At 28.8% G+C, this 12,785-nt stretch carries 11 protein-coding genes; 10 read left to right on the top strand and 1 reads right to left on the bottom strand.

Annotation, left to right across the window (positions count from 1 at the left end; translation table 11 throughout):
- The first annotated feature begins 48 nt into the window (after positions 1–48).
- From fdhF to RWY47_RS04350, 10 genes are all read left to right on the top strand, one after another.
- Positions 49–2,727 (top strand): formate dehydrogenase subunit alpha, encoded by a 2,679-nt coding sequence (fdhF, locus tag RWY47_RS04395; RefSeq protein WP_150886119.1) that lies wholly within the window; start codon positions 49–51, stop codon positions 2,725–2,727.
- 278 nt (positions 2,728–3,005) lie between these two features.
- On the top strand, positions 3,006–3,617 hold the full coding sequence (mobA, locus tag RWY47_RS04390; protein WP_168932022.1) for a molybdenum cofactor guanylyltransferase: 612 nt from the start codon (positions 3,006–3,008) through the stop codon (positions 3,615–3,617).
- Positions 3,604–4,374 carry a formate dehydrogenase accessory sulfurtransferase FdhD gene (gene fdhD, locus RWY47_RS04385; protein WP_035113953.1) on the top strand — a complete coding sequence of 257 codons (771 nt, stop codon included), beginning with the start codon at positions 3,604–3,606 and terminating at the stop codon, positions 4,372–4,374. The genes mobA and fdhD overlap by 14 nt, the downstream gene beginning before the upstream one ends.
- A gap of 16 nt (positions 4,375–4,390) precedes the next feature.
- The gene (locus RWY47_RS04380; RefSeq protein WP_035114736.1) at positions 4,391–5,251 is read left to right on the top strand and encodes a substrate-binding domain-containing protein; all 861 of its coding nucleotides are present in this window, start codon (positions 4,391–4,393) and stop codon (positions 5,249–5,251) included.
- A 9-nt stretch (positions 5,252–5,260) separates the two neighbouring features.
- Positions 5,261–5,950, top strand: a complete 690-nt coding sequence (locus RWY47_RS04375; protein WP_021430894.1) for an ABC transporter permease — start codon at positions 5,261–5,263, stop codon at positions 5,948–5,950.
- Between the two features lies 1 nt (position 5,951).
- A complete protein-coding gene (locus RWY47_RS04370; protein WP_150842309.1) occupies positions 5,952–6,581 on the top strand; it encodes an energy-coupling factor ABC transporter ATP-binding protein in 630 nt (209 codons plus the stop codon).
- Entirely contained in the window at positions 6,582–7,808 is a 1,227-nt protein-coding gene (locus RWY47_RS04365; protein WP_150842310.1) for a molybdopterin molybdotransferase MoeA, read from the top strand.
- 92 nt (positions 7,809–7,900) lie between these two features.
- Entirely contained in the window at positions 7,901–9,796 is a 1,896-nt protein-coding gene (locus RWY47_RS04360; protein WP_224170355.1) for a molybdopterin biosynthesis protein, read from the top strand.
- 45 nt (positions 9,797–9,841) lie between these two features.
- Entirely contained in the window at positions 9,842–10,312 is a 471-nt protein-coding gene (moaC, locus tag RWY47_RS04355) for a cyclic pyranopterin monophosphate synthase MoaC (RefSeq protein WP_150842312.1), read from the top strand.
- Positions 10,305–10,751 carry an MOSC domain-containing protein gene (locus RWY47_RS04350; RefSeq protein WP_021430899.1) on the top strand — a complete coding sequence of 149 codons (447 nt, stop codon included), beginning with the start codon at positions 10,305–10,307 and terminating at the stop codon, positions 10,749–10,751. The genes moaC and RWY47_RS04350 overlap by 8 nt, the downstream gene beginning before the upstream one ends.
- A gap of 141 nt (positions 10,752–10,892) precedes the next feature.
- Here RWY47_RS04350 and brnQ read toward each other — a convergent pair whose 3' ends face one another.
- Positions 10,893–12,179 (bottom strand): branched-chain amino acid transport system II carrier protein, encoded by a 1,287-nt coding sequence (gene brnQ / locus RWY47_RS04345; RefSeq protein ID WP_150842313.1) that lies wholly within the window; start codon positions 12,177–12,179, stop codon positions 10,893–10,895.
- Positions 12,180–12,785 lie beyond the last annotated feature (606 nt).

The raw sequence follows: 12,785 nt of genomic DNA, 5'->3' as shown, positions 1-12,785 counted from the left end.
AATGTATACAAAATTCAATACTAAAATAATACTTCGGGAGTGAGATAAGTGTTAAAGATCAAGATAAACGATATAGAAACTCAAGTAAGTAATGAATTAACAATACTTGAAGCTTGCAAAACAATGAAAATAGATATACCAAATTTCTGTCACGACGAGAGATTAGTTCCACATGCTTATTGTGGGATATGCGTAGTAGAAGTTGAAGGAAGAGAAGAGTTACTTCCAGCTTGTGCAACAAAGGTTGAGGATGGAATGAATATACTTACTAACAGTAGAAAAGTAAGAAAACAAAGAGCTAAAGTTTTAGAAAACATAATGTGTGATCATGCCCTTGAGTGTACTACTTGCATAAGAACAGGAAACTGTAAATTGCAAGACTATTCAAATGAATATTCTTATGGAATAGATAAAATAAGAGTCCAAGAAGAATCTGCCAAGAAAAAATTACTACCTATAGATGATAGCAATCCGCTATTTACATATGACCCAAATAAATGTATTAAATGTAAAAAATGTTTTAGAGTTTGTGAAGAGCTTCAAAGTACTCATGGAATAGAGTGTGAGTTAAGAGGTTATAAAATAGAAAGAAGAGATGAACTTATTGAAAAAATTGGAAAACCAGAATGTGTTTCTTGTGGAAACTGTGTTTCAGTTTGTCCAGTAGGAGCATTAACTCCTAAAAAAGGTGAGTTCTATAATGTGAAAAAAGTTAGAACAACATGTCCTTATTGTGGAGTAGGATGTCAATTTGATTTAAAAGTAAAAAATAATGAGATTGTTGGAGTTGAACCAGCAAATGGAGACTCTAATAAAGGTTTATTATGTGTTAAAGGAAAGTTTGGATACAAGTTTGTAAATCATCCAGAAAGACTTAAAACTCCTTTAATAAAGAAAGATGGAAAATTTGAAGAAGCTACTTGGGAAGAAGCTTATGAATTTATAGCAGATAAGTTTAATTCTATAAAAGAAAATCATGGACATGAAGCTTTTGCAGGATTAACTTCAGCAAGATGTACTAATGAAGAAAACTTCTTATTCCAAAAGATGGTTAGAACTGTTATGAAAAATAACAACGTCGATCACTGCGCACGTTTATGACATTCGTCTACAGTTGCAGGTCTTGCAACTACATTAGGTAGCGGTGCTATGACAAATAGTATTGATGAAGTTGAAAATAATGATGTTATTTTTGTAATTGGTTCAAACACAACAGAAAACCACCCAGTAATAGGTGCTAAGATGAAAATGGCTATAGAAAAGGGTGCGAAACTTATAGTAGCAGACCCTAGAAGAATTGAGTTAGCAGAATATGCTGATGTTTACTTCCAACTAAGTCCAGCATCAAATATAGCTCTTTTAAATTCTATGATGAATGTAATAATAGAAGAAAATCTTCAAGATATGGAATACATAAAAGAACATACTGAAAATTATGAAGCATTAGTTGAATTAGTAAAAGATTATACTCCAGAAAAAGCATCTCAAATATGTGGTGTTAGTGCAGAAGATATAAGAAAAGCAGCAAGAATATATGCGAATTCAGACAAAGCATCTATATACTACTGTATGGGTATAACTCAACATAGTAACGGTACACACAACGTTATGGCTGTTTCAAACTTAGCTCTTCTTTGTGGAAACATAGGTAAAGAGTTTAGTGGAGTTAATCCATTAAGAGGACAAAATAACGTACAAGGTGCTTGTGATATGGGAGGACTTCCAAACGTATTAACTGGATACCAAAAATATACTGATGAAGTTATTAAAAAGTATGAAAATGAATGGAATGTAAATTTAAATAGAAAAGATGGACTTACTATACCTGAAATAATGCATGAGGTAGAAGAAGAAAAGATAAAATTCTTATATATAATGGGAGAAAACCCAATGATATCAGATCCTGATATAAATCATATAAAACATGCATTAGAAACAGTTGAATGCTTAGTTGTTCAAGATTTATTCTTAACAGAAACAGCTCAACTTGCAGATGTAGTTTTACCAGGAGCATCATTTGCAGAAAAAGATGGAACTTTCTCAAACACAGAAAGAAGAGTTCAAAGAGTTAGAAAGGCAATAGAGCCAATCGGAGGTTCTAAACCAGACTGGATGATACTTACTGAGGTTATGAATAAGTTAGGATATGAAGTAAATTACAATTCTCCATCAGACGTATTTGATGAAATAGCTAGACTTACACCTCAATATGGAGGAATGAGCTATGATAGATTAGAGGAAAAAGCATTACAATGGCCTTGTCCAACAAAGGATCACGAAGGAACTAAATACCTTCATGCTAATGGACCTATGAAAGGAAAAGGAACTTTTGTACCTACTGATTATATAAAAAGTTATGAAGAAATAAACTCAGAATATCCATACTTATTAATAAATGGAAGAGTATTATACCACTATCACTCAAGAACTATGACAGGTAAAGTAGATGAGCTAAATGAGATAAGTGGTAAGTCATTTATAGAAATAAATCCAAATACTGCTAAAAAATTAAATATAGCAGATGGAGAAAAATTAAAGGTTTCTTCAAGAAGAGGAGAAGTTGAAACAACTGCAAAAATAACAGATATAGTTGAAGAAGAGATTTTCTTTATGCCATTCCATTTTGCAGATGGAGCAGCTAACTATTTAAGTAATACAACTTTAGATGAAATATGTAAGATACCAGATTTAAAGTTATGTGCTATAAAAGTTGAAAAAGTAAGTTAATAAATTTTAGTTGGGTTATTAAAATTAGGGCGCGTCGGTTAAATATGTAAGTTTTGCTCCTAAAGCTAAAAGATGCTTTAAAAGTCACTAAAACTTACATATTTAACCTTCGCTAACTTTAAAAACCAAATTAAAAAGTTTATTTGTGAAGGGTAGAATGATATATAAGTGTTGCTCCTAAAGCTAAAATGTGATTTAAAAGTCGCTAAAACTTATATAATATCCCTTCGCTAATTTTGAGATTTCAAACTTTAAAATTTGAGATGAGAGAAGAAATGATGAGCCTATGTAAAAGTGCAGTTATATTAGCTGGCGGTAAGAGTAGTAGGATGAAATTTGATAAGCAATTTTTAGTAATAGATGAAAAAAGGCTTATATATGATTTAGCAACTAAGTTAAAAAAACATTTTAATGAAATTATAATTGTTACAAATAAGCCTGAGTTTTATAATGATTGTGGTTATAAAGTTGTTGTAGATGAGATAAAAGACTGCGGACCTTTAAGTGGAATACATATAGGGCTTAAGAGTGCTAATAGTGAATATGTTTATTTTTTAGCATGTGATATGCCTAATATTGATAACAATTATATTGAATATTTAAAAGAAAATATAAATACGTTATATGATGCTTATATTACTAAATTAGATGAATTTGCAGAACCATTTCATGGAATTTACAAAAAAAGTTTATTTAATGATATAGAAAAGTTTTTGCTAAACAGCGATAAGAAATCTATAAATAAATTTTTAGAAGCTAAAAATATTGTTTACTTGAATAAAGATGATTTTAATAAAAATAACTTTAATAAAAACATTTTTATTAATTTAAATAATCAAAAAGACTTACAAAATTTTGTAAAGGAAGTCGATTTAAATGGACGTTACTAAAAAATATATTATAAAAAAATATCAAAATGAAGAAGTAGATGAAGTTGAAGATTTAGTAGTATGTGAGTATCCGCTTACTATATTTTTAAATGATCAAGAGTTTATAACGCTTCTTTGCTCACCTAAATCTTTAAAGAACTTATCTATAGGATTTTTGTATTCTGAAGGAATTATAAAATCAGCAAGTGACATAGACAGTATTAATATAGATGAAAAAATGGGATATGCATATATAAAAATTGGAAATGTAAGTAAGTTTGCGAAACAATTATATGGTAAAAGAGTAATAACTACAGGTTGTGGGAAAGGGAGTATATTTTATAATGCTCTAGACTCACTAAAATGCAAGCAGTTTAAAAATAATTTAGATATAGATTATAAAAAATTATTAGATATAATGAAGTTATTTAATAAAAAATCCGAATTGTTTTTAGAAACTGGAGGAGTACATAGTGTAGGATTGATAGACGGTGATGATATTTTATATTTTGAAGAAGATATAGGCAGACACAATGCACTTGATAAAATTATTGGAAATTGTTTAATAGATAATGTGAATATAGAAGATAAAGCTATAATTACTAGTGGGAGAATAACTTCTGAAATAGTTCTAAAGTGTGCGAAACTTGGAATTGGATGTATAATTTCAAGATCAGCACCGACTAATTTAGCAATAGATACTGGGAAAAAATTAAATATAGAAATTATCGGATTTGCCAGAGGCAATAAGTTAAATGTATATAATAAAAATAACTAACAGCGAGGGAAAAATTATGAAATTTAGCAAAAAATTATTAACTTCTGCATTAGCAGTATTAACGGCTGTATCAATTACAGCTTGTAGTGGAAATACAGATAAAAAAGATAGTAAACAAGCTAATCAAAAAGATTTAATATTAGCAACAACAACAAGTACACAGGATAGTGGATTACTAGATTATTTATTACCTGAATTTACAAAAGATACAGGAATAAAAGTTAAAACTATAGCTGTTGGAACTGGTAAAGCTATAAAAATGGGTGAAGAAGGAGAAGCTGATGTACTATTAGTACATGATACAAAATCTGAAAACAAATTTGTAAAAGATGGAAATTCTAAGGAAAGACATGACGTAATGTACAATGATTTTGTTATAGTAGGACCAAAGGAAGATCCTTTAAAATTAAAAGACATAAAAGGTGAAAACAAGACTGAAGACGCTTTAAAGAAAATAAAAGAAAATCAAGCAACATTTATATCTAGAGCAGATGACTCAGGAACTAACAAAAAAGAATTAAAATTATGGGAAGCTTTAAATGTAGACCCTGAAGGAGCTTGGTACGTAGAATCAGGTGCTGGTATGGGAGATGTTTTAAAAATGGCTAGTGAAAAGCAGGCATACACTTTAACTGATAGAGGAACTTATTTATCTATGAAAGATAAATTAAACTTAGATGTAGTTGTTGAAAATGATAAAGATTTAAAAAATCAATATGGTGTAATGTGTGTAAACCCAGATAAGTTTAAAAGTGTAAATAATAAAGAAGCTGAAGAATTTGAAGAGTGGATACTATCACCAAAGGTACAAAAGGAAATAGAAGGATTTAAGAAAGAAGAATACGGACAATCATTATTCACACCAAATGCAAAATAGGAGAGTTATATGGATTATATAATAGAAGGATTTAAAAATAGCATTTATTTACTATTTAGTTTTAATAAAGAAATATATGAAATTATATTTTTATCATTAAAAGTATCGTGTATTGCTACTTTTATATCTTCTATGATAATGATTCCTTTAGGAGTTTATATAGGTATAACAGATTTTAAGCTAAAGGCTTTATTCTCTAGAATAGTATATACGTTTATGAGTATTCCATCAGTAATTGTTGGGCTTATAATTTCTATTATACTAACTAGGAATGGGCCTTTAGGCTTTTTAGATTTAATGTATACAAAGACTGCAATGATAATAGCTCAGAGTATACTAGTTTCTCCATTAATTTTAGGTCTTACATATAACCTAAGTAAAAGTAGAGGTAAGTATATAAAAGACATGGGGGTAACTTTGGGGGCTAATAAATTACAAGTTATAACTCTTATTATTAAGGAATTAAAAGAAGATATTGTAATGAATGTTATAACTGCATTTTCTAGGGCTATATCTGAGGTTGGAGCAGTTATGGTTGTTGGAGGTAATATAAAAGGAGATACTAGAGTAATGACTACATCAATTGCAATGTACAATTCTATGGGAGATTATTCAATGGCTATAGCATTAGGGATAGTATTACTTTTGATTTCATTTATTATAAACAATATAACTTACAATTATAGTATGGAGGATTAATATGAATATAGTTATAAAAAAATTAAAAAAGTACTATAAAGATAAGTTAGTTTTAAATATTGAATTTTTAGAGATTAAAAGCGGTAAGATAACTGGAATTGTAGGCGAAAATGGGGCAGGAAAGAGTACTTTACTAAATTTAATTAGTGGAATTGATAAGGATTTTACTGGAGAAATTTACTATGATAATGAGAAACTAAATAAAAATATTCAAAAGAGTATAACCTTGGTTTTTCAAAAACCAAGGCTTTTAAATACTCTGGTATGCAAAAACTTAGAATATCCTTTAAAAATTAGAAATATAAAAAAAGAAGATATAAATACAAAAGTTGATAATGTATTAGACTTATTGGAAATTAAAGAATTAAAAAATAAAAATGCAAATAAGCTTTCTGGAGGCGAAATGCAAAAGGTTGCACTTGCTAGGGCACTAGTATTTAAGCCTAAAGTTTTAATGTTAGATGAAGCTACATCTAATATAGATATAGAATCTAAACAAGCTATTGAAAGAATAATTGTAAACTATAACAAGTGTGAAAATAATACGGTTATATTAATCTCGCATGATAAGGAACAAATAAAATCTTTATGTGATAATGTAATTGTTTTAGATAAACAGGAGGGGAATTAAATGGACTTTTTTAATGTAATGTCTGTTGATGAGGTTAAAAAAATTTTATCTAACAATTTTAAAAATATGAAAATAGAAACAGAAATAGTTAATATTTTCGAATGTGAAGGAAGAGTATTAAGTAATGATATAGTTTCTAAATTTAATGTCCCAGAATTTAATAGGTCAACAGTAGATGGATATGCAATAAAAAGTAAAGAAAGTCATGGATGTAGCGAATGTATGCCAACATTTTTAGATATAGTTGGAGAAGTAAGTATGGGCGAATCTGCAAGTGGTGATATAAAAAGTGGTGAGTGTATGTATGTTCCAACTGGAGGAATGATTCCTAACAGTTCTGATGCTGTTATAATGATTGAACATGCTGAAAAGCTAGATGAATTTACGATAGCAATCCATAAACCAACTTCAACTGGAGAAAATGTAGTTTATAAAGGTGATGATATAAAAAAAGATCAGATAGTTATAAAAAAAGGAAAAAAATTAAACTCTCAAGATATAGGTGTTTTAGCAGCTTTAGGAGTTAATGAAATAGAAGTATATAGGACTATTAAGTTTACTGTTATTTCAACAGGAGATGAAATTATAGATTTAGATGAAGATCTAGAGTTTGGTAAAATTAGAGATATAAATGGATATGCAATTTATTCACTCATAAAGAAACTTGGTGGAGTCGTAGTTAAAAAATCTATAGTTAAGGATGACTATAATTTGCTAAGAGAAGAAGTTCAATTTGGAATAGACAATAGTGATATTGTTTTACTTTCAGGAGGAAGCTCTGTTGGGACTAGGGATTTTACCCATGATGTAATAAACTCATTTAATGGACAAGGAGTATTAGTACATGGAGTGGCTTTGAAACCAGGAAAGCCTACAATAATAGGTGAATGCGAGAATAAAGTTGTTATAGGACTTCCGGGACACCCTGTTTCAGCAATAATAGTTTTTAAAATATTTATAGAGTATTTAGTTAATGAAATTTTAGAAATTAATGAGAATAAATATTTAATTGATGCTATAATAAATCAAAACTTACATTCTTCTCCTGGCAAGAAAACATATCAGATGGTTTCTTTAGAAGAGATTGATAATAAATACTATGCAACTCCAATATTTGGAAAGTCGTCGATGATAACATTACTTTCAAAAGCTTGTGGGTATGTTATTATAAATGAAAACTGCGAAGGACTATACAAAAAAGAAAAAGTTAAAGTACATTTATTATAAACAATAGTACAAATTAGTATATTTAAAATCTTAGGGAGTGCGAGCATAAATGAGTTTTAAAATACAGTCTCTAAGTTTTATAAGGGGGCAATATGAAAAAAGAAGATAGAAATATATATATATCAAATATTGATTTAGATGATGCTATGAACATGTATTTTTCTAAAATAAAATTTGATTTAATCAACCTTGAAGAAATAGAAGTGTATGATTCACTAGATAGAGTAACTATAGAACCTGTTTTTGCAAGAAATTCATCACCTCACTATAATAGTGCAGCAATGGATGGAATCGCTGTTATTTCAGATGAAACTATGGGTGCTAGTGAAATAAAACCTAAAATACTAGAGATAAGAAAAGACTTTGAATATGTAAATACGGGAAATGTTATAAATGATAAATATAATGCAGTAATAATGATTGAAGATGTTATGGAAATAGAAGAAAATAAAGTACAAATAATTTCTCCTGCTTATCCATGGCAACACATAAGACCTATTGGAGAAGATATTGTAGCAGGAGAAATGATAATTCCATCTAATCATAAGATAAGGCCTATGGATATAGGAGCATTAATTTGTGGTGGAATAAAAAAACTAAAGGTAATAAAAAAACCAGTTGTTTCTATAATACCTACAGGAAATGAAATTATTGAGAATATAGATGATATTGAAAAGGGTAAGATATTAGATTCTAATTCAAGAGTATTTGAAAGTTTAGTTATAAAGTATGGCGGAATACCTAATAGATACTCACCTCAAGCAGATGATTATGAAAGTCTAAAAAATACAATAGATAGTGTAAGTAAAAATAGTGACTTAGTAATAGTTAATGCAGGAACATCTGCAGGAAGTAAAGATTACATAGTTAAGGTTATAAGAGAAATTGGAGAAGTAGTGGTACATGGAATAGCACTTAAACCAGGGAAACCAACTATTTTAGGAGTTGTGAACAATACTCCTGTAGTAGGGATTCCAGGATATCCAGTGTCAGCTTATATAGTATTTGAAGAAATTGCTAAAAGACTAATATTAAAGCTTAATGGATTAGAAAAACAAGAAGAAGATAAGTATGAAGCCACAATATCTAAAAGATTAGTTTCATCTTTAAAACATAAGGAAATAGTAAGGGTTAATTTAGGATATGTAGGTAATAAACTAGTAGCTACTCCACTAACTAGAGGTGCTGGAGTTACTATGAGCTTAGTAAAAGCAGATGGAATGATAGAAATCCCTAGAAATATTGAGGGTGTAGAAGCTGGAAGCAAAGTAAGTGTTAAATTACTAAAACCCATGAACCACATAAAAAATTCTTTAGTGTCAATTGGAAGTCATGATATTGTCATGGATATAATAGCAAATAAAATGAATTTATCATCAGGTCATGTTGGAAGCATGGGTGGAGTCATGGCAATAAAAAGAGATGAAGCACATATTGCACCTATTCACTTACTAGATACAGACACAGGTGAATATAATATAAGTTATATACAAAAGTATTTTAAAAATGAAAAGATGGCACTTATAAAAGGTGTAAAAAGACTTCAAGGTTTTATTGTTCAAAAAGGAAATCCTAAAAATATTAAGGGATTTAAAGACTTAACGAGAAAAGATATTTGCTATATAAATAGACAAAGAGGTGCAGGGACTAGGTTATTACTTGATTATAATTTAAATCAATTAAATATAGATACAGATAACGTGATTGGATATGATAGAGAAATGAATACGCATATGGCAGTTGCAGTTACAGTAAAAAGTGAAAGTGCAGATACTGGATTAGGTGTTTTATCAGTAGCAAAAGCTATGGATTTAGATTTTATACCAGTATGTTATGAAAGTTATGATTTTTTAGTAAGAGAAAGTAACTTAAATGATGATAAAATTAAAAAGTTTATTAAAGTGTTACAAAGCACTGGATTTAAGAAGGAAGTAGAAAAGTTAGGTGGATATGGATTTGACAATATAGGAGAAATTATTTATATATAATATAAAAGGTATAATATCATTGATTTAATTAGGAGGCTAAAAAGCATGGAGTTTACTCATTTTAATGAATATGGAAAAGCCAAAATGGTAGATGTTAGCGAAAAAAATGAAACTAAAAGAGTTGCTATAGCAAAAGGTAGTATAAAAATGAAACCTGAAACTATACAAATGATAAAAGATAATAAAATGAAAAAAGGCGATGTTTTGTCGGTAGCCCAAATTGGTGGAATAACAGGTGCTAAAAAAACTTGGGATATTATACCTATGTGCCATAATATTTTTCTTACAGGTTCAGATATAGAGTTTACTGTTCTAGAAAATGAGATAGAGGTTGAAGCTACAGTCTCTACGGTAGGAAAAACTGGAGTTGAGATGGAAGCATTGACTGCAGTATCTACGGCAATGTTAACTATATATGATATGTGTAAAGCTGTAGATAAAGATATGGTAATAGGAAACATAAGAGTTATGAAAAAAATAGGCGGAAAAAGTGGGGAGTATAACAGACATGAATAAAAAAGGAACTGTATTAGCTATTAATATAAGTGAGAAAAAAGGAGTTATAAAAACTCCAATAGAAGTAGGTACTTTTAAGGAAGATCATGGTTTAGTAGGAGATGCTCATGCAGGTAACTGGCATAGACAAGTAAGTTTGCTAGGAGATGAAAGTATAGAAAAAATAAGACAAATGGGAATAGAAGGTCTATGTACTGGAAAATTTGCTGAAAACATAACTACAAAAGATATAGTTTTATATGAATTACCAGTAGGTACTAAGCTTAAGATAGGAGATACTATTCAAGAAGTAACTCAAATAGGGAAAAAGTGTCATGCTGGATGCGCTATAAAAAATCAAGTCGGGGATTGTGTAATGCCTAGAGAAGGTATATTTACAAAAATTATCAAAGGTGGAGAAGTAAGACCTGGAGATACAATAGAAGTAATAGAAGAATAGGTATAAGGGTAAGTTTTAAATAATAAGACGCTTAAGACAAATATATAAGTTTTGCTTCCAAAGCTGAAAAGATGCTTTGAAGGTCGCTAAAACTTATATATTTATCTTTTGCTATCTATTTAAAACTACCCTTATTTTATGTTAAAGGGATGGATTGGTAGTAGTAGCTTTTGATTTAGTTGGAATGAAGCTAAATACTATTCCTCCTATTATAGCTGGTAAAATCCAGTTAAATCCTAAGCTAGCAAGTGGAATTTGATGAACAAATTGTATGCTTAATCCTAAGCTATCTATAACATTAAGTAAACTTATTAAAAACGTTGCATAAGCTGCACCTTTTAATGTCATATCATTAGGAATAATCTTTTTAAATATATTCATAACCACTAAAACTATAGTTACAGGATAGATTAAACTTAATATAGGAATTGCTATTTGTATAATTTTATCAACACCAAAGTTTGAAACTATTGCACTGAATACACAAATGAATATAACTATATGCTCGTATTTTAATTTTTTATTAGTGAAATCTTCGAAGAACTTACCTGTAACAGAAGTTAAACCTATTGAAGTCGTAAGACATGCAAACCCAACTACAACCGCTAACATAATAGTTCCAGTACTTCCTAATAACTGATGAGTAATATTTATAAGTAAAGCTGTTTGAGATATATTTGTATCGTATAAGCTAGAAGCTGTAGCTCCTAGGAATGTTAACCCACCGTAAACAACTGTAAGCCCAACACATGCTATTAAAGCTGATTTTATTGCTAGTGATATATTTTCATTTTTATCTGTATACCCTTTACTAACAAGAGAAGTCATAATTAAGGCTACTATTCCACCTATTCCTAAGGCATCCATTGTTTGGTATCCTTGAGTAACTCCTGTTATAAAAAGATCTGAAGAATTAATATCTTCTAAATTTCCTATAGGAGATACTATGCCCTTTACTATTAAAAATGCAAGAGATAGTAATAAAATTGGAGTTAAAAATTTACCTATTATATCCATAACTTTAGTAGGCTTTATTGTAAGTAAAAGTGTTATAGAGAAAAATATTAAAGAGAATAAAACCGGGTTAAAGTTTTTTGCAAGTGGTAATATACTCATTTCAAATGTTGTTGCTCCAGTTCTTGGAATAACCAATATAGGACCAAGACACAACATCATTAAAAACTCCAAGGTAATTCCGAACTTCTTACCGGCTCTACCTATTACATTTTGAAGACTTCCAGCTTTAGAAATTGCAATTATTGATAATAAAATTATTCCAACATCAGCTAATATGAAACCTAAAAAGCTTATTAACCAGCTACTTCCAGAGGAAATACCTATATATGGGGGGAATATCAAGTTTCCTGCTCCAAAGAACATAGAGAATAGAGCAAATCCTATTATTAAAATATCTTTATTTTTATTCATAATTAATCCTCTTTTCTTAATAATTTATAAAGTATATGCAAAAAGGCCACATAGTGGATACTATGCAGCCTTTTTTGCCTAGGATTAAAAAAGCCACATAGTATTATCTATGTGGCCTAAGTACAAGCTAAATTTAGCCATCATAGATACAAACAATTTTCCGTTTGTACCTATGATTTTCGATTTATATCATAAATACAAACTTAACTATAATAGCTAAAATAAAATTTATTAAATTGTAAGTTGTTAGTTAAGTTTATATTAATCATTTTCATTTAATCTCCTCATTAAAATTTGTTTTTGTTAGAAATAATTATATGAGTTAATTATAAAAAATGCAATAGTGAATTTTAAAAAAATTAAAAAAATTTATAAAATAGAAATTAAAATCCATAAAAAGATAAAAAAAATCATAAATTTTTTTTGAGTTGAACTTAGAGAAATTTGAAGGAAAGAAATAAAAAAACTATAAAGTTGATTAAAAAATAACATATAATTAGTACATTTTAAAAGGTGAAAATTCGTCAAAATAATTGAAAGTAAAATTTAATATTTATAAATTAAAATAAAAAATATTGGAATATGAAATTTAGTATAGAAATATGT

Source organism: Paraclostridium sp. MRS3W1, from assembly GCF_032465715.1.
Taxonomy (GTDB): Bacteria; Bacillota; Clostridia; order Peptostreptococcales; family Peptostreptococcaceae; genus Paraclostridium; species Paraclostridium dentum.
The sequence above is the reverse complement of the archived record's forward strand: the minus strand, read 5'-3'. Positions and strand labels throughout refer to the sequence as shown.